This is a genomic window from Bacillus sp. XB1 (assembly GCF_053557995.1).
In genome coordinates this window covers 325,733-349,360 of the sequence record NZ_JBNRIL010000002.1, presented here as the reverse complement: position 1 = coordinate 349,360, position 23,628 = coordinate 325,733, and the positions used below count along the sequence as shown (strand labels likewise).

Here is a 23,628-nt window from a genome sequence, read left to right as displayed (position 1 = left end):
TCATTATGAGGAAGCTCGCTTTTTTTATTCTTTCATTTTAGACTTTAAATTTGTAACTAATTGATCTACCGTTACATTTGCAAGTACGTTTTCCATCGCTTCTTGCGCTTGCATTAAAATAATTTCTAATACTGATTGAATATTAGCTCCTACTGGACATTCAATGTTGGGATTTTCATGGAAGGAAAATAGCTGTCCTTCTTCTACAACTTCCACTGCTTTATATACATCAAGTAATGTAATTTCTTCTAAATCTCGAGCAAGTGTCGTACCACCTTTACCAGCTTGTACATCAACAAGTCCTGCTCTCTTCAACATTCCTGTAATGCGACGAATCACAACTGGATTTGTATTCACACTACCGGCAATCCATTCAGAGGTACAGCGAGAGTTTCGATCTATCGCAAGTAATGTCAGCATATGAACACCTACTGTAAAACGACTACTAATCCCCATCTGCACACCCTCCTTTTTATTCATTCTATCAAAAGACGACTCTTATCATTATATACTATTTTTAATTTATACATAAAGAAAAAGCATGATTTCAATAAGAAATCACGCTTTTCTCTCATTATTGACGCTTTATAAATTTCGCTAAATCTTTAAATTTCACTTTATCTGAGTAATTCATTACGCCGTTTACGTAAATGCGGCTTGTAACAGCATTTAATACCGCAATTGTCGCCAATAAGACTGCTAATGTTATCGTAATTTCTAGCATACCTGCTTCACCAGCTACAATACGTGAGAAGGTAACCATCGGTGTAAAGAATGGAATGTAAGAACTTACAACGACGATAGTACTATTCGGATCACTTAATGATTTAATACTAATAAAGAATGCAGCCATAATTAAAATCATTACCGGGAAAGATACAGCTTGTAAATCCTCCGTCTTAGACACGACAGCTCCAGCAGCAGCATACATCATCGCATAAAGTAAATATCCCGTAATGAAATAAACAAGAAACATGCTCATAACCTTTACATCTAATTTCGTAAAGTCAATTGGAATACCAAATAGTGAGGCACTTTCTAAATCGACCCAACCTAACAAATATGGAATAAGATAACCACACGCCAATATGACAAGTTGCAATAACGCCGTTGAAACAACCGCTAAAATTTTCGCATACATCATCGTAAGAGGCTTCACTTTCGGAAGCATTACTTCCATTACACGTGACGCCTTTTCAGATGCAATATTCATTGCGATTGTATTTCCGAACGCTACAATAAACATATATAAAGCAAATGTAAAGAAATAGGCAATTCCGAAAGAAGATGTACGATCTTTTATCGCTTCTTGCTTTACTTGAATTTCTGTTTGTAATTGCTGTGCAATTTCTGGTGAAACATTATTTTTGGCAATCGTCACCATCGTATATTGTTGCTTTAAATATCCTGCCATAATTGCAGAAGTTGCTTGGCTTGGAAATCCATTATACATATATGTAATCGATGGAGCCCCACCCTTTTCCGTCACATGGAATAGACCATCTAAATCGCCTTCTTCTACTTGCTTATGCAGTTTATCAAAATCATCCTTTGAACCAATTGTTATTTTTGCTGATGGCAATAGCTTATTTAGCTCATCTTTTTGTACTTTATATGTGGAACTCTCTACTACAACTGCAACTTTATCTTTATCCTTATTTTTATCATCGCCTGAAGTAAAATGATTAAATGCAAAAATCCCAAACACAACTAAAAATAAAATCGCACTCGTAATTAATGATTTCTTAGATAAAAACGCTTCCCTAAAATAAAATGAAAATACGTGAGAAAATTTACGCATCGTTATTTCGCCCTCTCTACAAAGATTTCGTTTAACGTTGGCTCTAACATTTTGAATTGTCGTAAGCTAACACCTTGCTCTTGCAACTGTTGCAAAATCTTGAGAGCTTCCGCATCGTCTTGTACTTTCACATAAAGAAGGCCTTGTTGTTTTTCATACGATACATGTATAGCTTCTAATCCCTTTTCATTCTCTACTGTATCTTCAATCGTTAAATTACGGAAACCGTATTCTTTCTTAATATCACTTAGCTGTCCTTTTACGACTGCTTCACCTTTTTTCAAAATACATACATGTTGGCAAAAAGCCTCTACTTGTTCCATACGATGACTTGATAAAATAATCGTCTTTCCGCTCTGTACTTGTTCTTCAATAATACTAGCTAACATCCCAGCATTAACTGGATCAAGACCGCTGAATGGTTCATCTAAAATGAGAAGTTCCGGATTATGAAGAAGAGCAGCAATTAATTGGATTTTTTGCTGATTCCCTTTTGAAAGCTCTCCAGCCGTTTTAAATTTATATTCTGGTATCGCTAAACGCTCTAACCAGTGATCAATAGCATGATCTACTTCTTTCTTCGACATTCCTTCTAATCTACCAAAATATCGCAGCTGATCTATTACTCTACTTTTTGTATATAAACCTCTTTCTTCTGGTAAATACCCAATTGTTACACCACTATTTCCAAATGCTTTTCCATCCCATGTAATCGAACCTTCATTAGGCGTTAATAATCCGAGAAGCATTTTGATTGTTGTTGTTTTCCCTGCACCATTTCGTCCAAGTAACCCTAGTACTTCACCTTTTGGTAACGAAATTTGCAAACCGTTAACTGCTTTTGATTCCCCAAATTGTTTCGTTAAGTTTTGAATTTGTAAACTCAAAGTATAAAGCCTCCCCTTTAGTATCATTCGTACTCTCTTTCAAAGACTATGTTTATTCAAGACAAAATATAGCACCGCGCTTCATCCTCTTATATGTAAACATCGTCATGAATCCATCATTTTCTCTATTTAGTTAAAATTGTAAATAAAAAAGTTCTTTTTGTCAATTATAATTGTCATTACGACAATAAAACTTGTCAAAACAACTATTATTATTTTGCTCATCTTTCTAATATAGGACATACTACTATATATATAAAAGACAATATGCAAATGTTCATATAAAAATATTATATTTTAATATATAATATAAAATGATTTTCTAACATCAAGGAGGATACATATGAAGATGAAGAGGGGCATTACCACTTTATTATCTGTAGCGGTTCTATCTACATCACTTGTAGCATGTTCAGGAACACCAGAGAAAACAGTGGCGAAAGAAGAGAAAGTAAAATTAACAGAACAACAATTAATGGCTGATTTATGGTATCAAACAGCCGGTGAAACGAAAGCACTTTACTACCAAGGGTACAACATTGGTCAATTAAAGCTTGATGCAATTCTTGCAAAAGGGACAGAGAAAAAACCTGCTATCGTGCTTGATTTAGACGAAACTGTTTTAGATAACAGTCCTCATCAGGCAATGAGCGTAAAAACAGGCAAAGGCTATCCTTACAAATGGGATGATTGGATTAACAAAGCTGAAGCTGAAGCCCTTCCAGGTGCAATTGATTTCTTAAAATATACAGAGTCTAAAGGTGTAGATATTTACTACATCTCAAATCGTAAAACGAATCAACTAGATGCAACAATTAAAAATCTTGAGCGTGTAGGTGCTCCTCAAGCAACGAAAGAACATATATTACTACAAGATCCGAAAGAAAAAGGAAAAGAAAAACGCCGTGAACTCGTTTCTCAAACCCATGATATTGTCTTATTCTTCGGTGATAACTTATCTGATTTCACAGGTTTTGATGGAAAATCTGTAAAAGATCGTAACCAAACAGTAGCAGATTCAAAAGCACAATTTGGTGAGAAATTCATTATTTTCCCGAATCCAATGTATGGCGATTGGGAAGGCGCTTTATATGATTATGATTTCAAAAAATCAGATGCAGAAAAAGATAAAATCCGTCGCGACAACTTAAAATCATTTGATGTAAAATAAAAGAGGATGGCATTCGCCATCCTCTTTTATTTTACTTTCTCTGTTAAAGGCAAGATAAATACTTCCACACGTCTATTCTTTGCCTTTCCTTCTTGTGTATCGTTTGGAGCAATTGAACGGTATTCTCCGTATCCAATCGCACTAAATTTTTCTGGTTGTAATTCTTTATTTTGCAGTAATACTTGCATAAAATTAACTGCCCGCTGCGTACTTAATTCCCAATTCGACGCAAACTGCGCATTGGCAATAGGGACATTATCCGTATGACCCGATACTGTAATTTCACGAGGTGACGCTGAAACAAGTAAGCTAGACATCTCTTTTGCAATCCCTAAAGATTCTAATTTCACATCTGCTTTCCCCGAATCAAACAGTATATTTTCTAATATTGTCACCATTAATCCCTTTTCAGTTAATTTAGTTTGAAAAGAAGAAGATAATTGTTTTTCATTAATATATTGATCAATCTTTTTTTGTAATGCTTTCAATTCATCCATCTCTTTTTTTTCTTTAGCCCTAGCTTCTTCTTGTTTTTTTGCTTGTTCTGCCTCAAGGCTACTTGCTGATAATTCTTTTTCATCATTTGGCTTTTGATCACTTAAAAATTCTTTGTTACCTGTTCCCCCAGCTAATTCACTTCGAAAAGCAACTGCCATCTGTTTAAACTTCGCAGCATCTATACTACTCATTGCGAATAAAACGATAAACAATGCAAATAACAACGTTAACATATCAGAATATGGGATTAACCATGTTTCATCGATATGCTCATCATGTTTTTTCTTTTTGCCTCTTCTATTTTTCTTACTCCGCATTTTTTTCTGCTCCTTTTTCTAGCTTTTTACGCTCAGTTGCAGAAAGTGCACCTAAAATGCGGTTCTTCATAATAAACGGATATGTACCTTCTTGTAACATTAATAAACAATCAATGATTAAACGTTTTTTCTCAATTTCAGCTGAAGATTTTTGCTTTAACTTATTTGCAAATGGATGCCATAATACATAACCTGAAAAAATACCAAAAATCGTTGCAATAAACGCACCCGAAATAGCATGACCTAACTTTTCAATATCAGTTAAGTTACCAAGCGCAGCTACAAGACCGATAACAGCACCTAAAACTCCTAATGTCGGTGCATACGTACCAGCTTGTGAAAAAATAGCAGCTCCCTTTGCATGTCTTTCTTCAATTGCCTCTAATTCAGATTCCAAAATCTGCTCCAAATCTTCTGCGGATACGCCATCAATCACAAATTTCATACCGCGCAAAAGAAATTCATCTTGAATTTTGTCTAATTGTTGCTCTAAAGACAAAATACCGTATTTTCTACTTTCAGATGTCCAATGAACAAATAATTCTAGCAACTGTTCATAACTTAAATCCTTTTTATTTGAACCAAAAAGAACTTTAAATAGTTTTGGAACCCTTTTTAGTTGATTCATCGGAAATGCAATACATACTGCAGCAAATGTACCAATAAAAATAATTAATGCTGCGGCAGGATTTAATAAGGCTGTTATGTCAGCGCCCTTGACGACCATCCCTACTACCACTGCTACAAATCCTAAAATAAGTCCAATAATTGTTGCAAAATCCATTCCCATTCACTCCCAGTCTATACAAGAAGTTCTCTATTCTCGATAATCGCTACATCTTCTTATGTATATATATTACATAAAAAATGCATTTCATGAAAGATAAGAAATGAATTATATAAAAAAATACTACAAATTCACACATTTTCTGACATTTTCTTTGCATTTCTATTACGTTATGACTCTTATATTCCTTTTCCAACAAACTAGATTTATAATAAAAAAACATTACACATTTTATTAAGAAGGGACTGTGATTACAAGGCATCATGAAAAAGATAATAATTATTTCTGCCACTACTATTGTAATCGGGATCACATCTTTCGCTTACTTTGGTTCTAAAACACCACTACATAATGAAGCAAAAGCTGTCGAAAGTCAAAAGCATAATAACCATAAAAAAGAAGAGATTCCTGCTTTTCCAAAAGCTGATCATAATGCAAAGAAAATAGACAATGACTTTTCAGTGGTAACAAACCCCAAATCTAATCTTGTCTTAATTAATAAACATCGAAAACTACCAGATGGATACATTCCTGAAGACTTAACGAGACCAAATGTACCATTTATTAGTCCAAAAGATAAAGAAAAAACATTGCTGCGAAAAGATGCTGCAGAGGCACTTGAAAACATGTTTAAAGCTGCGAAAAAAGAAGGGCTTGATCTTACAGCTGTATCTGGTTATCGTTCATACAAACGCCAAAAATCGTTGCATGATACATACGTTAGACGCCAAGGAAAAGCCGAAGCTAATTCGGTAAGCGCAATTCCTGGTACAAGTGAACACCAAACGGGTTTAGCAATGGATATTAGTTCAAAATCAGCTAAATTTCAATTAGAGCCTATCTTCGGGGAGACAGCAGAAGGAAAATGGGTCGCAGAACACGCTCATGAATTCGGCTTTGTCATTCGTTACTTAGAAGATAAAACAGATACAACAGAATATGCATATGAACCATGGCACTTACGCTACGTTGGTAATCCATACGCTACATACCTATATAAACATCACTTAACATTAGAAGAAGCGATGGAAGACAAAAAATAAGAGAGCAAATTGCTCTCTTATTTTTCTTTCACTCTATTATTGTAGTAATTTCTTCTTCCATTCTTCAGGCCATGGTTCGCCTCTTCCTGTTTTTTTCGACGCTTGAACCATCATTCCACGACCTACTAAACAAACCTCTCCTGCTGCATTCTTCACCATATAATGTAAATCTAAAGAAGAATTCCCGACCGATCCTGCCTTTACATACACCTTCAGCTGTTCATCAAAATATATTTGCTTAATAAAATTACATTGTAAATCCGCAACAACGATCATCGTTTCTGATGATGCATGTGTCCACTCTTGCATAAATCCAAGTTCTTTAAACAACGCAATACGAGCTTCTTCAAAATAAGTAAAAGCAACGACATTATTTACATGTCCAAACATATCTACTTCACCAAAACGAACCTTTACAGGGTTGTAAAACGAAAAACCACTTTCCCATTGCTCAAAGTCTTCAATATAAGAAACCCTCTTCATTGTTATCTCCCCTTTTCACCTTTAAATAAACAGAATAAACAGAAAAATAAAGTTATAAATATTGCCTCTTCGATATGAAGAGGCAATATTTATTAATAGTTATTATCGCTACCAAAGAAATCTTTGAACGATTGAATTGTTGTATCACGGTTTAATGCCGCAATTGAAGTTGTTAAAGGAATACCCTTCGGACATGATTGCACACAGTTTTGAGAGTTACCACAGTTTGCTAGTCCTCCATCTCCCATAATTGCACGTAAGCGATCTGCTTTATGCATTTCACCCGTTGGATGTGAGTTGAATAAGCGAGCTTGTGATAACGGTGCTGGTCCAATAAAGTCAGACTTACTGTTTACGTTTGGACATGATTCTAAGCAAACACCACATGTCATGCATTTTGAAAGCTCATAAGCCCATTGACGCTTTTTCTCAGGCATTCTTGGTCCTGGACCTAGGTCATACGTACCATCAATTGGAATCCACGCTTTAACGCGTTTTAGAGCATTAAACATGCGACTACGATCAACTTGCAAGTCACGTACAACCGGGAATGTCTTCATCGGTTTTAAGCGAATTGGTTGCTCTAATTGATCGATAAGTGCCGTACATGATTGACGTGGTTTTCCGTTAATCACCATCGAACATGCACCACATACTTCCTCTAAGCAGTTCATATCCCATGCAATCGGAGTTGTTTGGTTCCCTTTTGAATCAACAGGATTACGACGGATTTCCATAAGTGCTGAGATAATATTCATATTCGGACGATATGGAATTTCAAACTCTTGGTCAAACGCTTGCGCATCTGGCCCGTCTTGTCTCGTAATGATGAGGCGGATTGTTTTCTCAGACATGTTGTTTATCCCCCTTCTCTTCACCCTTAGCAGCTACATCGTGTTTTGAAGAATAATCACGTTTACGTGGTTTAATTAACGAAATATCAACGTCCTCGTAATGGAATGCTGGTGCATTTCCTTCTCCCTCAAATTTTGCCATCGTAGTTTTTAAGAAGTTTGCATCATCACGATTTGGGAATTCAGGTTTGTAATGCGCCCCACGGCTCTCATTACGGTTATATGCGCCAATTGTAATAACACGTGCTAACTCAAACATATTTGCAAGTTGGCGTGTAAATGAAGCACCTTGGTTACTCCATCTTGCTGTATCGTTAATGTTAATACGTTTGTAACGAGCCATTAATTCTTCAATTTTCGCATCTGTTTCTAATAATTTTTTATTTTCACGAACTACTGTAACGTTATCTGTCATCCATTCTCCAAGCTCTTTATGAAGAACATACGCATTTTCGTTACCATCCATCGTTAAAATATTGTTAAATTTCTCTGTTTCGATTAATTCATTTTGCTCATATACAGTAGATGAAACAGCATCAGATGATTTAGAAAGACCTTTCATATACTCAATTGCGTTTGGTCCTGCTACCATACCACCATAAATTGCTGATAATAGTGAGTTCGCACCAAGACGGTTACCACCGTGCATAGAATAATCACACTCACCTGCTGCAAATAAACCTGGAATATTTGTCATCTGTTTATAATCAACCCATAGTCCGCCCATTGAATAGTGAACAGCTGGGAAGATTTTCATCGGTAGTTTACGAGGATCATCCCCTGTAAATTTCTCATAGATTTCAATAATTCCACCTAGTTTAATATCTAGTTCTTTTGGATCTTTATGAGAAAGATCTAAGTACACCATGTTTTCACCGTTAATACCTAGTTTTTGCTCTACGCAAACATCAAAGATTTCACGCGTCGCGATGTCACGAGGTACAAGGTTTCCGTAAGCCGGATATTTTTCTTCTAAGAAGTACCATGGTTTACCATCTTTATATGTCCAAACACGTCCACCTTCACCACGTGCAGATTCACTCATAAGACGTAATTTATCGTCTCCAGGAATTGCCGTTGGGTGAATTTGAATGAACTCACCGTTTGCATAATATGCGCCTTGTTGATATACAGCAGAAGCTGCTGTACCTGTATTGATAATAGAGTTTGTTGATTTTCCGAAAATGATACCAGGGCCCCCTGTTGCCATAATTACGGCATCTGCTCCGAAACTTCTAATCTCCATAGTTTGTAAGTCTTGTGCAACGATTCCTCGGCACACACCTTCATCATCAACAACAGCTCGTAAGAAATCCCAACCTTCATATTTCGTTACAAGTCCTGCTACTTCGTGACGACGTACTTGTTCATCTAATGCGTAAAGTAATTGCTGTCCAGTTGTTGCACCAGCAAATGCTGTACGGTGATGTTGCGTTCCACCAAATCGACGGAAATCAAGAAGTCCTTCTTCCGTACGGTTGAACATAACACCCATACGGTCCATTAAATGAATGATACCAGGTGCTGCTTCACACATTGCTTTAACTGGTGGTTGGTTCGCTAAGAAGTCCCCACCATAAATTGTATCGTCAAAGTGGATCCATGGAGAATCCCCTTCACCTTTCGTATTTACGGCACCGTTAATTCCGCCCTGAGCACATACAGAATGTGAACGTTTTACTGGTACTAAAGAAAACAGTTCAACATTTACTCCTGCTTCTGCCGCTTTAATCGTTGCCATTAAGCCAGCCAAGCCACCGCCGACTACTATAAGTTTCCCTTTCATGCTCTCCCACTCCTTACTGGTTTGCTAGCTGTGGATCGATGAACGCTAATAATGCACTCACACCTACATAAGATAAACCTAAGAAAATAGCTAATGTTACATAAGTAGAGATTCTTTGTGAACGTGGAGATACTGTAATTCCCCAACTGATGCAGAATGTCCATAGTCCATTTGCAAAGTGGAAAATTGTTGAAACAACACCAACTAAGTAGAATGCAAACATAGCTGGATTGTTTAAAATATCTGCCATCATATCATAGTTTACCTCTTTACCTAACATTGCTTGAATACGAGTTTCCCAGACATGCCAAGAAATGAAGATCAGCGTAACGATACCTGAAATTCTTTGGAAAACGAACATCCAGTTACGGAAATAACCGTAAGAAACCGCATTGTTCTTAGCTGTAAATGCAATATATAAGCCATATATAGCATGGTACAGTATCGGTAAAAAGATGATGAAAATTTCTAGCGCATACCGGAATGGAAGGAGCTCCATAAAGCCTGCAGCTTTGTTAAAAGCCTCTGCTCCTCGTGTTGCAAAGTTGTTTACAATTAAATGTTGCGTCAAAAAGACACCAACCGGGATGACCCCCATTAATGAGTGCCACTTACGAAACGTATACTCGCGGCCTTTCATGTCCCCATTACCCCCCTTGAATGTTTGACTGCTGTTTTCAGATTAGTTTATGACAATAATGTTTTTTCACTATTGGCATAAGAAAAACTGAAAAAATTATTCGAAATATTTCAGCATAATTTGATACCAAGTTCATTTTACTCCTATTTTTGTCGAAGCGTCAAGAAAACGTATACATAATTTGCATATAATTTGCCAATTCTTTTTTTCTTCTTATATATTCAGATTTTCCTAAAGAAAAATCTGTTTTTATAAATGTGAAATGTTATATAATAATCCCTATAGAAAGAGGGGAATATTGTGAGTAAAAATACAATCGATACAACATCTTTAGAAGATGTTTCATTGAACGCCTTCGCTTATGAATTGCTACGTGAAGAATTACTACCTGATTTAATCGGCAACGATTTAGATGGTATTTTATACTGGTCTGGTAGAAACCTTGCAAGAAAATATCCGCTAGAAACAATTGAAGAAGTCATTCAGTTCTTTGAAAAGGCTGGCTGGGGCACTTTAAGCATTGTTGAACATAAGCGTCGTGAAATGCAGTTCCAACTTAAAGGCACACTCATCGCAGAACGTCAAAAACAAAAACGACATTCTTCTTATCAACTAGAAGCCGGATTCATCGCTGAACAAATCCAAAAGCAACGGAACGTCGTTGCAGAGTCATACGAAGAAAAGAAAAAACGTTCTGACTCTATTACATTTCTTGTAAAATGGGATATAAAAGATCTCATTGAAGTGTAAGCATTACCTACAGTCAACTAGACATATCAGTTTAGTTGACTTTTTTGTATTTTCATTCAGATGCGTTTATTTTAAATCTTCAGAAATTATACCAAAAAACAGAAGACGTTGTAAACTACAACGTCTTCTTATCTGTTAAATACGTATAAATCGTCTCCGCGACATTTTTCGGCATACCCGCTTCGACAAATTCCTCTATAGAAGCTTCTTTCATCTTCTTTAATGAACCAAAATGTTTTAACAATACCTTTTTCCGTTTATCACCGATTCCTGGAATATCATCCAATGCTGATTGAATGACAGATTTCCCGTGTAATTGACGATGGAATGTAATCGCAAATCGATGCACCTCATCTTGAATACGCTGCAATAAATAAAATTCTTGGCTATTTCTCTCAAGCATCACAGGTTCCGGTGGATCCCCAATAATTAAATGGGAGGTTTTATGTTTATCATCTTTTACAAGACCTGCCATCGGAATATATAATCCGAGCTCATTCTCTAAAATATCACTTGCAGCCGCTAGATGGCCTTTTCCTCCATCAATAATAATCAAATCAGGTAAAGGTGAATTTTCTTTAAGCGCCCTTGTATAACGGCGCCTCACAACTTCTCTCATAGACTCATAATCATCTGGTCCTTGAACCGTTTTAATTTTATATTTTCGATACTCTTTCTTCGCCGGTTTCCCATCGATAAAAGCAATCATTGCAGAAACGGGATTTGTTCCTTGAATATTTGAGTTATCAAACGCTTCAATACGATATGGCGTTTCAATCCCAAGCTGCTTCCCTAAATGATCTACCGCTTTAATCGTTCGTTCTTCATCACGTTCAATTAAGTAAAACTTCTCTTCAAGAGCAATCTTCGCATTTTTATTTGCCAATTCTACAAGGTCTTTTTTCTTACCACGTTTCGGCTGCGTCGCTTCCACTTCTAAAAAGCGCTCTACTAATTCCGAGTCTATACTTCCTGGAACGACAATCTCCTTCGGCTTAAAATGACTACTGTTTTCATAAAATTGGCCGATAAACGTTAAAAAACCCTCTTCTGGTTCATCGTAAATTGGAAACATAGAAACATCACGTTCAATTAGCTTTCCTTTTCGAACGAAGAAAACTTGAACACACATCCATCCTTTATCCACTGCATATCCAAACACATCACGATCCACTAAGTCACTCATAATCATCTTTTGTTTTTCCATAATCGCATCAATATGAGCAATTTGATCACGCAACTCTTTTGCACGTTCAAACTCTAGTTTCTCTGAAGCCTCATACATTTTTATTTCTAGTTCTGAACGAACTTCTTTATGTCCACCATTTAAAAACTTAATAATTTCATCTACAATTTCTTTATTTTGTTCTTCCGTCACTTCTTTCACACAAGGTGCTAAACATTGACCCATATGATAATACAAACAAACTTTATCTGGCATATTCGTGCATTTCCGAAGTGGATACATACGATCTAGCAGTTTTTTCGTTTCATGAGCAGATTGTGCATTTGGATAAGGACCAAAATATTTCCCTTTATCTTTTTTTACGTTTCGAGTAATGAGTAAGCGAGGTTGCTTCTCCGCTGTAATTTTAATAAAAGGATATGTTTTATCATCTTTTAATTGAATATTATATTTCGGATCATATTTTTTAATTAGATTTAACTCTAAAATAAGTGCTTCTAAATTCGAAGAAGTTACAATATATTCAAAATCAACAATTTCTCCTACAAGCCGCAGTGTTTTCCCATCATGTGAACCAGTAAAGTACGAGCGCACACGATTTTTAAGCACTTTTGCCTTTCCGACATATATAACCGTTCCTTGCTTATCTTTCATCAAATAACAACCAGGTTGATCTGGTAAAATAGCCAACTTCTCTTTCAAATGTTCGTGCACTCGTCTCCCTCCATTTCTACATACTTAGCATTTTTATTTTCCCTTGAAAACATACTATGCCCAAACACCCAACATACGTTCTTTTATTGTAACGGAAAGACTGTAAAAAAGAAAATAAAAAAAGCTACCAAATGGTAGCTTTTTTTATTTTAGAAGTGTTTAGAAACTAATTCTACTAACGCTTCTTTCGGTTTGTAACCTAACGCTTGATCAACTACTTTACCGTCTTTTAATACGAAAAGAGCTGGAATGCTCATTACTTCGAATTGACGAGCAGTTTCTTGGTTTTCATCAACGTCTACTTTTACTACTTTTACTTTTTCGCCTAGTTCTGCATCGATTTCCTCTAATACAGGAGCGATCATTTTACAAGGTCCACACCAAGGTGCCCAGAAATCTAATAATACAACACCTTCGCTAGTTTCAGCTGCGAAGCTTTGGTCATTTGCGTTTACAATTGCCATTTTATTTCCTCCTTCAAGTATATTCTACCAAGAGTATATCATTAACTTATATACGTGGCGAATAATATGTATCGTTATGTATTGTAACAAAAAAATGTTCCTTTATACTATATAAAAATACGGATTAAATACTAAAAAGATGAGAGACAGGGGATCTCTCACCTTTTTCTATATATAGGGGTACTTCACTTGGAACTCAAGGGTACTAAAATCATGAATGTACTTTTAACTTTTTAAACTCTTCTGTTAAAAGAGGTACAACTTCGAATAAGTCACCGACAATACCGTAGTCAGCTACTTTAAAGATACTTGCTTCTGGATCTTTATTAATCGCAACGATTATTTTTGAGTTAGACATACCTGCTAAATGCTGAATCGCACCAGAAATACCACATGCAATGTATAAGTCTGGGGTAACAACTTTACCAGTTTGACCAATTTGTAATGAGTAATCACAGTATTCAGCGTCACAAGCACCACGAGATGCCCCAACAGCGCCGCCTAGTACGTCAGCTAACTCTTTTAATGGTTTAAAGCCTTCTTCACTCTTCACACCGCGTCCACCAGCGATAATAACTTTCGCTTCAGAAAGATCCACACCTTCTGCCGTTTTACGGACAACATCTTGAATGATTGTACGTAAATCTTTCACATCAACTGTAATAGAAGATACGTCACCGCTGCGAGACTCATCTTTTTCCAGAGTTGCAATGTTATTTGGACGCACTGTCGCAAATAACATGCCGTCTGTTACAATCTTCTTCTCGAATGCTTTACCAGAGTAAATTGGACGAGTGAAGATAACATTTCCACCTTCAACCTCTAAAGCAGTTACGTCAGAAATTAAACCAGCTTCAAGCTTCGCTGCTAATTTTGGTGATAAATCTTTGCCAAGTGCTGTATGTCCAAAGACAATACCTTCTGGATTTTCTTCAGCATGTACAGCTAAAAACGCTTGTGCATAACCATCAGATGTATATGATTTTAATTTATCATTTTCAACTGTCACAACGCGATCTGCACCGTAATGAATCAATTCATTTGCAAAAGAGGCAACGCTGTCTCCAATTAGAAGACCTACTACTTCACCGCCTTCTGCAATTGTTTTTGCTGCTGCTACCGCTTCAAAAGAAACGTTACGTAGCGATCCATCACGAACTTCACCCATTACTAATACTTTACGAGCCATAGATTTTCCCTCCTGCATATATAATTTCGTATTTTATTAGATTACTTTCGCTTCTGTATGGAGCAACGATACAAGTTCTTTTACTTGATCTTGCAGCTCGCCTTGTAACACTTTTCCTGCATCTTTCTTAGGAGGCAAATAGATTTCAATTGTTTTTGTCTTTGCTTCCACATCATCTTCTTCTAAATCTAAATCATCTAATTCTAATTCTTCTAGCGGCTTTTTCTTCGCTTTCATAATACCTGGAAGCGATGGGTAACGCGGTTCATTTAAACCTTGCTGTGCTGTTACTAAAACTGGTAATGAAGTTGCAATCACTTCTGTATCACCTTCAACATCACGCTCAATCTTCACATTTGTACCGTCAATTTCAAGTTTTGTAATTGTCGTTACATACGGAATATTTAACGCTTCAGCTACGCGTGGTCCTACTTGTCCAGATGCACCATCAATTGCAACGTTTCCGCCTAAAATTAAATCTGCATCTTTATCTTTTAAATATTCAGCAAGCACTTTTGCTGTCGTGAACTGGTCACCATTTTCTACGTCATCTTCAATATTAATTAATACAGCTTTATCACAGCCCATTGCTAATGCAGTACGAAGTTCTTTCTCACTATCTTCGCCACCGACTGTTACAACTGTAACTTCTCCACCTTGTGCGTCTCTTACTTGAATTGCTTCTTCAATTGCATATTCATCGTAAGGGTTGATGATGAATTCCGCTTCGCCATCGTAAATTGCACCGTTTTTAATTACGATTTTTTCTTCTGTATCAAATGTTCGTTTCATGAGTACGTAGATGTTCATTCCATTTACCCCCTTGTTTTTCAGAAAGATTCTATCAATTTTAATTTTCTGTTAATTTATATTAAAAAAATAATTGAACTACCTGCCACTAAATGAAGGTTTACGCTTTTCTAAAAATGCAGCTACACCCTCTCTTCCATCTTCACTCGTAAATACTTCACCAAAAATCTGTGATTCACGTTGTACACCTTCATAGTAATGAGACGATTTTGTCGTTTGCAATAACTCTAGTACAGCACGAGTTGTTGCTGGACTTTTTCCAGCAATTTGTTTTGCAACTTTAAGCGTATCATCTAAAAGAGATTCTTCAGAGAACAATCCGTTAACAAGTCCCCACTTTAATGCTTCTGCACCAGTAATTGGTGTGCTTGTTAACATCATTTCACAAGCTTTCGCTTTCCCAACATAACGTGGTAAGCGCTGTGTACCTGCAAAGCCAGGAATTAACCCAAGTGTTAATTCAGGTAAACCAAGTTTTGCACTTTCAGTTGCAAAGCGCATGTGGCAAGACATAGCAAACTCAAGGCCGCCGCCCAGTGCCGCTCCATGAATTGCCGCAATAACTGGTTTTGAACATTTTTCAACACGCTCAAACGTAACTTGTCCAAGCTGTGCTAATTCTGTTGCTTGCTTCGCTTCAGTAACAGATGTAAATTCTTTAATATCTGCTCCCGCTGAGAAGAAACGTCCTTCACCATGAATAACAACAACACGAATGTTATCATCCTTTTCCACTTGATCAATTAATTCAGTAACATCATGCATAACTTGTGAAGACATCGCATTCGCTGGTGCGTGATTTAATGTCGCCACCGCGATATGATCTTCAACTCTTACAGATAGGAATTTCAACATGATCCCTCCCATTATTGACGATAACCACAAGCTGCAATAAGTAGCCCGTGTACCGTTTTTGAAAGTGCGACCAGATCATACTTATGATCGCTCATTACCCAATTGGTCACAACTTCATCTACTGTTCCAAAGATCATTTGTCTTGCCACGCGAACATTTAAATCTGCTTGAAATTCACCTTGTTTTATACCAGTCTCTAAAATCTCATCCATAACTTGTAAGTAGCCTTTTAATACTTCATTTATTTTAAGGCGCAAGTCTTGATTGGACTGCCTTAGCTCTAATTGCGTAACGATAGCAAGAGGATCATTTTGCGACAACAGCAAGAAGTGCGTTTCTACCAACATGAATAACTTCGATACAGCGCTTTCAATTCCTGCTGTTTTTTGACGAATTGTTTCGACAAATTCTCCCATCTTCTCTTGGAATAAGGATATTAATATATCTTCTTTATTTTTAAAATATAAATAAATCGTGCCATCAGCTACCCCAGCTTGCTTTGCGATTTTAGAAACTTGCGCTTGGTGGTACCCATTCTCCGCAATCACAATGACTGCCGCATCAATAATTTGATTGTATTTCGGTCTATTTTTCTTCACTTTACTGTCCCCTTCAAGAAGATGACTGAATGAATAGTCATTCATATTCTTATAATACTGACTATTTAGAAAAGTGTCAATCCTATTTTTTCAAAAAGAAAGGGCCTTAGCCCGTTTGCTCATCCTCATTCTTTCTCTTCTCTTCATCTATTAGAACACGGCGTAAAATTTTCCCTACTGTCGTTTTTGGCAATTCATCTCTAAACTCATATACTTTCGGCACTTTATAAGCCGCTAAATATTTACGTGCAAACTGATTTAATTCTTCCTCAGAGCACTCCGTACCTTCTTTTAACACAACAAATGCTTTAACTGTCTCTCCTCGGTACGGATCTGGAACTCCAATTGTCACTACTTCTTGCACTTTTTCATGCTCATATAATACTTCTTCAACTTCACGAGGATACACATTAAATCCACTCGCGACAATCATATCTTTCTTGCGATCTTTTACATAGAAAAATCCATCTTCATCCATGTAGCCAACATCACCTGTATGGAGCCAGCCATCTTGCAATACAGCCGCTGTTTCCTCTGGCTTATTCCAGTATCCTTTCATAATTTGAGGACCTTTCACTACAATTTCCCCTATTTCTCCTGGCGGTAATGCCTCACCAGTCTCAAGTGACATAATGATCGCTTCTGTATCTGGCCACGGAACTCCAATGCTACCTGGCACTCGCTTTTCCCATAAAAAATTACTATGTGTAACTGGAGAGGATTCTGTTAAACCATATCCCTCTACTAGTTTACCACCTGTAACTGTTTCGAACTTTTCCTGTACTTCTACTGGCAGTGGTGCTGATCCACTAATACAAGCACGAATAGAAGAAATATCGTATTCTTTTAAAAGCGGACTATTTAAAAGAGCGATATAAATAGTTGGTGCCCCTGGAAACAATGTCACTTTATGCTTCTTAATCGCTTCAAAAACCATTTTCATATCAAACTTTGGAATAAGGACCATTTTGTATCCTTGCATAATACTTAAATTCATAACAGCTGTCATACCATAAACATGGAAAAATGGAAGAACCCCAAGAACGACTTCTTCTCCTTCTTTGCAATTATATAACCATTGAACTCCCATTAACGTGTTAGAGACGAGGTTTTTATGCGTTAACATAACTCCTTTCGGAAATCCGGTTGTTCCTCCTGTGTACTGTAAAAGGGCTAGATCATTTTCAGGATCACAAGGCACCTCAACATTCGTATTCACTTCTTTTTCTACTGAATTCCAAAGATGAATCGTTTCACTCTCTGATACTTTCACAACTAAATTCGACTGTTTTTTCTGCACAAATGGATACAATAGATTTTTAGGGAATGGTAAAAAGTCTGCAATACGAGTTACGATAATATGCTCAATTTTTGTAGCAGATTGAACATTCGTTACTCTTGGAAACACTAAATCGAGACAAAGAATTACTTTTGCTCCCGAGTCATGAAGCTGATATTCTAATTCTCTTTCTGTATACAGTGGATTTGTTTGTACTACGATACCTCCCGCAAGTAATGTGCCGTAATAACCAATTACAGCTTGCGGACAATTTGGCAACATAATAGCAACTCGATCACCCTTTTCCACACCGAGCTTTTGAAGATAATTTGCAAACCTCTTCACCTTATCATGGAAGTCCGAAAACGTAATATCCTTCCCTAAAAAGTGAAGCGCTTTCTTTTCTGGGTAGCGAGATGCCATCTGTTCTACATATCTATGAAGCGGCTGAATATCATAAGAAACCGTACTCGGAATTTCCTCTGGATAACTTTTCAACCATGGTTTTTCCACCTTCATTCCCCCTTCAAATACATAAAAATAAATGAATGTTCATTCATGATGGTTATTTTCATTATATTATAGTCACCATAGCGTTACAATCACAATATTCTGACTTTTGTATAACTATGCTTTACTTCATTAACTTCTTATTATATGTAGAAACTCTCTTAATCTTAAAAGAGTAAGAGAGTTATAGTTTAACTTAATCTTATTATCGTTAACACTGCTCCTGGAGTAGTTGTTGATAATGTTGCGACAGCTAACAAACCAAATAATTGCAAGCTAATAGCATCTCCTGCTGCAAGAGTTGTAATGATTGTTGCACTAAATGATGTGGTTGCTACCGCAGGAGCATTAATCGTCCCAGCAAGTGCCCCTCCATTAATTGTAATCCGTGAACTGACTAATAATGAAGCCGTTATATTAATTGTATATGAAATATAATAATTACCAGCATTTGCAACCGTAAATACTGTGTTTCCACCAGAAACAGTAATTCCTGGACCGATGTTTTGATTATTTGGAAGCGGGACATTCGTTCCACCAAGAACTACAGATATCGCTGTTCCCGACGTATTATTTGCAAATGCATATGTCGCCGTGATACTTGTACCTGTAGCTCCGGTTGGGCCTGTCGCTCCTGTTGGACCCGTTGGACCCGTTGCTCCTGTTATTCCTGTCGCTCCTGTTGGACCCGTTGCTCCTGTTATTCCTGTCGCTCCTGTTGGACCCGTTGCTCCTGTTATTCCTGTCGCTCCTGTTGGACCCGTTGCTCCCGTTGGGCCTGTTGAACCTATCGCTCCTGTTGGGCCTGTTGGGCCTGTTGAACCTGTCGCTCCCGTTGGACCTGTTGAACCCGTTGAACCCGTTGAACCTGTTGAACCTGTTGGACCTGTTGCTCCTGTTATTCCTGTCGCTCCCGTTGGACCTGTTGAACCCGTTGCTCCTGTTATTCCCGTCGCTCCTGTTATTCCTGTCGCTCCTGTTGGACCCGTTGCTCCCGTTGGACCTGTGTCGCCTGTCGCTCCCGTTGGGCCTGTTGAACCTATCGCTCCTGTTGGGCCTGTTGAACCTGTCGCTCCCGTTGGACCTGTTGAACCTGTCGCTCCCGTTGGACCTGTTGAACCTGTCGCTCCCGTTGGACCTGCTGAACCTGTCGCTCCCGTTGAACCTGTTGAACCTGTTGAACCTGTTGAACCTGTTGAACCTGTTGGACCTGTTGAACCTGTCGCTCCCGTTGGGCCTGTTTCTCCTGTTGGGCCTGTTTCTCCTGTTGGGCCTGTTGCCCCCGTCGGACCTGTATCGCCTGTTTCTCCTGTTGCCCCCGTCGGACCTGTTGGACCAACTTTAGGCACTGTCCCATCGCAACTAAAACAGCATGAATCAACATGTACACCATTTTGATTATTACACCCACAATATCCATTTACGTTATTGCTCCATGAAGACATGTTGATCACTTCCTTTACATTCGATCTTTTTAGCGCAATCACCGACTTAAAAAACACCTATCTAAATAACAAAGAAATACTTTGCCTAGTCGGGGATAAAACACAGATTTCCTCCATACATTCTAGTAATTATTACATGCGATTCACTCTCCTTTTGCTTGTACTTTCGCCTTATCTCCACAGACTATTAACAATACACATTACACTATCGTACACAGCCACTTTCCCATTTAAACTTTCCACATTCGCCAATATTTTTAGTAAAGAGGCTTATTCTTCATAAATAGCGACTATAATATATAAAAATCCGTATAATTCGTTATTTTTCGTCAAAATTTTAAAAATATATTGACACTTAAAATACCCTCATAGTATGATTTGGGTGTTGTAATTGATAACCATTTTCACTTATGGTACTAGTTACAAAAAACACTTAATTTGGGGGCAGAAGATGAAGAAAATTCTCGGTATTTTCATAGTAGTTCTTCTATTCGCTGTTGGATGCGGACAGCAAAAAGAGGAGAAAAAAGAAACAAAAGCGGACAATAAAAATCAAGCTATAACAATTAAACACGCTGAAGGGGAAACGAAGTTAGATAAACCAGCAAAAAAAGTAGTTGTACTTGAGTGGGTATATTCTGAAGACTTATTAGCACTTGGTGTTCAGCCAGTAGGGATGGCAGACATTAAGAATTATAATAAATGGGTAAATACAAAAACAAAACCGAGTAAAGATGTTGTAGATGTAGGGACACGTCAACAACCAAACTTAGAAGAAATTAGCCGTTTAAAACCAGACTTAATTATTACAGCTTCATTCCGTGGTAAAGCAATTAAAAATGAATTAGAGCAAATTGCACCAACAGTTATGTTTGATCCATCAACAAGCAATAACGATCACTTTGCTGAAATGACAGAAACATTTAAACAAATTGCAAAAGCAGTTGGAAAAGAAGAAGAAGGTAAAAAAGTATTAGCTGATATGGATAAAGCATTCGCTGATGCAAAAGCAAAAATTGAGAAAGCAGACTTAAAAGATAAAAACATAGCAATGGCACAAGCATTTACTGCTAAAAACGTACCAACATTCCGTATCTTAACTGACAATTCTTTAGCTTTACAAGTTACAAAAAAATTAGGTTTAACAAATACTTTTGAAGCAGGAAAATCTGAGCCAGATGGTTTCAAACAAACAACTGTAGAATCATTACAAAGTGTACAAGATTCAAACTTCATTTACATTGTAGCGGATGAAGATAACATTTTTGACACGCAACTAAAAGGCAACCCTGCTTGGGAAGAATTAAAGTTCAAAAAAGAAAACAAAATGTATAAATTAAAAGGCGATACTTGGATTTTCGGTGGTCCTGAGTCTGCAACATCTTTAGCAACACAAGTAGCAGATGTAATGACAGCAAAGAAGTGATTACACGATGAATAGCTTACAACACACACTTCGAGCAAGTCTTGTATTCGGAGGAGGAGCAGCTCTCTTGCTCCTCCTTTTCTTTATTCATATCGGACAAGGTCAAGCAAACATTTCCTATAGTATGATTATTGATGCTCTTATCTCACCGAACCAATCACTAGAACATCAAACTTTAATCATGCTTCGATTACCTAGAGCTGTAATTGCCATTTTAGCTGGAGGCGCTCTTGCTGCATCAGGGGTTATTTTACAAACGTTAACGAAAAATCCACTTGCTGAATCCAGTACAATGGGTATTCACTCTGGCGCATATTTCTTTCTAGTAGCGGCTACAATTTTCTTACCGAAAGGTTTACAAATTAATTCTCTTCTGTTCACATTTATCGGCGGTGCTATTACTGCTTTATTTGTATACCGTATTTCTGGTGGAAAAAAGGGAACCCCACTTAGAATGGCATTAGCTGGTATGGTCGTTACATTAATGCTCTCTGCCTTTACCGGAACGATGCAGCTTTTCTATGAAAATGAAACAGCTGGTTTATTTTTATGGGGAGCTGGCTCTCTTATTCAAAATAACTGGGATGGCGTTCAATTTGCTTTTCCATTTATCATTATTTCTTTCCTAGTTTTACTATTTATGTCTCGTAAACTCAACATTCTCTTACTTGGTGATGATGTTGCTGTTTCTCTTGGTGAAAAAACAGCAGTAACACGTCTTATCGCCTTCATTGCTGCAATCTTTTTAACAGCAGTAATTGTTACTGTTGTTGGACCAATTGGATTTGTCGGCTTAGTTGCGCCTCATTTAATGCGCCTTATCGGATACCGTCAACACTTTACTCTTCTTCTCTCTTCTTTCTTATGGGGGGCAGTATTATTACTTGGAGCAGATGTTGTCGGTAGATTAATAGATCCAACCGGTGCAGAACTTCCTGTTGGGGCAGTCACAGCAATGATTGGATCTCCTTGGCTTATTTACTTAGTGTACCGAATGATGAAGTCGAAACAATATATGAATGATAACGGTGCGAATGCAGCTGGAGCTAGTTCCCGCTATTACTCTTATAAAAAGGTAATCATTATATCTATCACACTTTGCATTGTGACGATTGCTCTTGGTGTTACAATCGGTAGTAACGCTTATATCGAAAGTATTACAAATGTTATATCAGGTCAATTAACACTATTTGACAAAAACATGATGATGAATCTTCGTTTACCAAGAATGCTCGTTGCTGCTATTGCTGGCGCATGCCTTGCAATAAGTGGGCTTGTTTTCCAAGGTATATTACGAAATCCACTTGCCGATCCTTCTATTATTGGTATTTCATCGGGAGCTGGTGTTGGTGCTTTAACTATTATGTATGTCTTTCCTGCACTTCCTGGTTTCTTTCTACCAATTGGTGCATTTATCGGCGGACTACTTGCAGTAGGAATTGTCCTCTTCTTTTCATGGAAATCAGGATTTAGCCCAACAGCCCTTGCTTTAATAGGAATTGGTATTTCTGCACTTGGCTCGGCAATTATTCAAATCTTTATCGTTAGAGCCAATTTGAATGTTGCCGCTGCTTTAACATGGTTATCTGGCAGTACGTATGCAAGAGGATGGAATCACTTAGAAAATATCATTCTATATCCATCTCTAATTCTTGTATTCATTATCTTTTTCTTAATAAAACAACTTGACGTTCTCGTACTTGGAGACGATTTAGCAACTGGACTTGGGCAACCAGTAAATAAAACACGTCTTGCTCTGATTGTGCTAGCGACACTACTTGCATCAGTAAATATCGCTGCTGTCGGTACAATTGCCTTTTTAGGCCTTGTCGCACCTCACTTAGCAAGAATTATTGTTGGTATGAATCATCAAAGACTATTCGTTTGTTCAGCACTATTTGGAGCAATCCTTCTTTCTGTTGCTGACTTACTTGGACGTACAATCGCATATCCGAAAGAAATTCCTTCTGGTCTTGTCGTTGCTGTACTTGGAGCACCTTATTTCTTATGGTTGATGAGGAAGAGTGGGAAGAAAGTTAATTAAAAAGGAGGCTTCGTTTTAGAAGCCTCCTTTTTATATACTAAATAAAGTGAAACTTTAATCAGTGGAGTTTTCTTCATCCCCACTGATTAT

The 23,628-nt window shown here is 37.3% G+C and carries 22 protein-coding genes; 5 read left to right on the top strand and 17 right to left on the bottom strand.

Translation table 11 applies throughout. From position 1 onward, the window contains the following. Positions 1 to 24: 24 nt before the first annotated feature. The 3 genes from ACK1U5_RS17085 to ACK1U5_RS17075 all read right to left on the bottom strand — a co-directional run bounded on the left by ACK1U5_RS17085 (position 25) and on the right by ACK1U5_RS17075 (position 2,688). The gene (locus tag ACK1U5_RS17085) at positions 25 to 456 is read right to left on the bottom strand and encodes an Rrf2 family transcriptional regulator (protein WP_000512998.1); all 432 of its coding nucleotides are present in this window, start codon (positions 454 to 456) and stop codon (positions 25 to 27) included. A gap of 118 nt (positions 457 to 574) precedes the next feature. Next, positions 575 to 1,801, bottom strand: a complete 1,227-nt coding sequence (locus tag ACK1U5_RS17080) for an ABC transporter permease (protein ID WP_069605002.1) — start codon at positions 1,799 to 1,801, stop codon at positions 575 to 577. 2 nt (positions 1,802 to 1,803) lie between these two features. Beyond that, positions 1,804 to 2,688 carry an ABC transporter ATP-binding protein gene (locus ACK1U5_RS17075; RefSeq protein ID WP_000058117.1) on the bottom strand — a complete coding sequence of 295 codons (885 nt, stop codon included), beginning with the start codon at positions 2,686 to 2,688 and terminating at the stop codon, positions 1,804 to 1,806. A 343-nt stretch (positions 2,689 to 3,031) separates the two neighbouring features. Between ACK1U5_RS17075 and ACK1U5_RS17070 the strand changes: the two genes are divergently transcribed. Further along, positions 3,032 to 3,859, top strand: a complete 828-nt coding sequence (locus ACK1U5_RS17070; RefSeq protein ID WP_000782767.1) for a 5'-nucleotidase, lipoprotein e(P4) family — start codon at positions 3,032 to 3,034, stop codon at positions 3,857 to 3,859. 26 nt (positions 3,860 to 3,885) lie between these two features. On the opposite strand, the gene motB is transcribed toward ACK1U5_RS17070, so the two are convergent. Both motB and motA read right to left on the bottom strand, forming a co-directional pair. Continuing rightward, positions 3,886 to 4,674: a flagellar motor protein MotB gene (gene motB, locus ACK1U5_RS17065; RefSeq protein WP_001256734.1), complete on the bottom strand. Its 789-nt coding sequence runs from the start codon at positions 4,672 to 4,674 to the stop codon at positions 3,886 to 3,888. Further along, a complete protein-coding gene (motA, locus tag ACK1U5_RS17060; RefSeq protein WP_000344853.1) occupies positions 4,664 to 5,458 on the bottom strand; it encodes a flagellar motor stator protein MotA in 795 nt (264 codons plus the stop codon). The genes motB and motA overlap by 11 nt, the downstream gene beginning before the upstream one ends. A gap of 266 nt (positions 5,459 to 5,724) precedes the next feature. Between motA and ACK1U5_RS17055 the strand changes: the two genes are divergently transcribed. Then, positions 5,725 to 6,504 (top strand): M15 family metallopeptidase, encoded by a 780-nt coding sequence (locus ACK1U5_RS17055; protein WP_000720201.1) that lies wholly within the window; start codon positions 5,725 to 5,727, stop codon positions 6,502 to 6,504. A 36-nt stretch (positions 6,505 to 6,540) separates the two neighbouring features. On the opposite strand, the gene ACK1U5_RS17050 is transcribed toward ACK1U5_RS17055, so the two are convergent. The 4 genes from ACK1U5_RS17050 to sdhC all read right to left on the bottom strand — a co-directional run bounded on the left by ACK1U5_RS17050 (position 6,541) and on the right by sdhC (position 10,267). After that, entirely contained in the window at positions 6,541 to 6,987 is a 447-nt protein-coding gene (locus ACK1U5_RS17050) for an acyl-CoA thioesterase (RefSeq protein WP_069605001.1), read from the bottom strand. A gap of 92 nt (positions 6,988 to 7,079) precedes the next feature. After that, entirely contained in the window at positions 7,080 to 7,841 is a 762-nt protein-coding gene (gene sdhB / locus ACK1U5_RS17045) for a succinate dehydrogenase iron-sulfur subunit (protein ID WP_001291827.1), read from the bottom strand. After that, positions 7,834 to 9,627, bottom strand: a complete 1,794-nt coding sequence (gene sdhA, locus ACK1U5_RS17040) for a succinate dehydrogenase flavoprotein subunit (RefSeq protein ID WP_000676750.1) — start codon at positions 9,625 to 9,627, stop codon at positions 7,834 to 7,836. Before sdhA ends, sdhB begins: the two co-directional genes overlap by 8 nt. 13 nt (positions 9,628 to 9,640) lie before the next feature. Then, complete coding sequence (gene sdhC / locus ACK1U5_RS17035) at positions 9,641 to 10,267, bottom strand: succinate dehydrogenase cytochrome B558 (RefSeq protein WP_000678354.1); 627 nt, start codon at positions 10,265 to 10,267, stop codon at positions 9,641 to 9,643. Between the two features lie 300 nt (positions 10,268 to 10,567). Here sdhC and ACK1U5_RS17030 point away from each other — a divergent pair, with 300 nt between their 5' ends. Then, a complete protein-coding gene (locus ACK1U5_RS17030; RefSeq protein WP_000042226.1) occupies positions 10,568 to 11,017 on the top strand; it encodes a YslB family protein in 450 nt (149 codons plus the stop codon). Positions 11,018 to 11,132: 115 nt separating this feature from the next. Here the strand turns inward: ACK1U5_RS17030 and uvrC are convergent, their stop codons facing one another. The 8 genes from uvrC to ACK1U5_RS16990 form a co-directional block, all read right to left on the bottom strand. After that, positions 11,133 to 12,917, bottom strand: coding sequence for an excinuclease ABC subunit C (gene uvrC / locus ACK1U5_RS17025; protein WP_000544296.1), 1,785 nt, complete (start codon positions 12,915 to 12,917; stop codon positions 11,133 to 11,135). 149 nt (positions 12,918 to 13,066) lie between these two features. Continuing rightward, on the bottom strand, positions 13,067 to 13,381 hold the full coding sequence (gene trxA / locus ACK1U5_RS17020; protein ID WP_001018943.1) for a thioredoxin: 315 nt from the start codon (positions 13,379 to 13,381) through the stop codon (positions 13,067 to 13,069). 211 nt (positions 13,382 to 13,592) lie between these two features. After that, positions 13,593 to 14,570, bottom strand: coding sequence for an electron transfer flavoprotein subunit alpha (gene etfA / locus ACK1U5_RS17015; RefSeq protein ID WP_000101944.1), 978 nt, complete (start codon positions 14,568 to 14,570; stop codon positions 13,593 to 13,595). Between the two features lie 36 nt (positions 14,571 to 14,606). Beyond that, complete coding sequence (etfB, locus tag ACK1U5_RS17010) at positions 14,607 to 15,380, bottom strand: electron transfer flavoprotein subunit beta (RefSeq protein WP_001029028.1); 774 nt, start codon at positions 15,378 to 15,380, stop codon at positions 14,607 to 14,609. Between the two features lie 78 nt (positions 15,381 to 15,458). Next, the gene (locus tag ACK1U5_RS17005; protein ID WP_000911292.1) at positions 15,459 to 16,235 is read right to left on the bottom strand and encodes an enoyl-CoA hydratase; all 777 of its coding nucleotides are present in this window, start codon (positions 16,233 to 16,235) and stop codon (positions 15,459 to 15,461) included. 11 nt (positions 16,236 to 16,246) lie between these two features. Next, positions 16,247 to 16,834: a TetR/AcrR family transcriptional regulator gene (locus ACK1U5_RS17000; protein ID WP_000742223.1), complete on the bottom strand. Its 588-nt coding sequence runs from the start codon at positions 16,832 to 16,834 to the stop codon at positions 16,247 to 16,249. 106 nt (positions 16,835 to 16,940) lie between these two features. Next, entirely contained in the window at positions 16,941 to 18,626 is a 1,686-nt protein-coding gene (locus tag ACK1U5_RS16995; protein WP_000414747.1) for a long-chain-fatty-acid--CoA ligase, read from the bottom strand. A 188-nt stretch (positions 18,627 to 18,814) separates the two neighbouring features. Next, positions 18,815 to 20,068: a BclA C-terminal domain-containing protein gene (locus ACK1U5_RS16990; RefSeq protein WP_448814834.1), complete on the bottom strand. Its 1,254-nt coding sequence runs from the start codon at positions 20,066 to 20,068 to the stop codon at positions 18,815 to 18,817. 451 nt (positions 20,069 to 20,519) lie between these two features. Here ACK1U5_RS16990 and ACK1U5_RS16985 point away from each other — a divergent pair, with 451 nt between their 5' ends. Together ACK1U5_RS16985 and fhuB are read left to right on the top strand one after the other, a co-directional pair. Further along, positions 20,520 to 21,494 (top strand): ABC transporter substrate-binding protein, encoded by a 975-nt coding sequence (locus tag ACK1U5_RS16985; protein ID WP_000721843.1) that lies wholly within the window; start codon positions 20,520 to 20,522, stop codon positions 21,492 to 21,494. A gap of 7 nt (positions 21,495 to 21,501) precedes the next feature. Beyond that, on the top strand, positions 21,502 to 23,538 hold the full coding sequence (gene fhuB / locus ACK1U5_RS16980) for a Fe(3+)-hydroxamate ABC transporter permease FhuB (RefSeq protein ID WP_001087098.1): 2,037 nt from the start codon (positions 21,502 to 21,504) through the stop codon (positions 23,536 to 23,538). Positions 23,539 to 23,628: the final 90 nt, after the last annotated feature.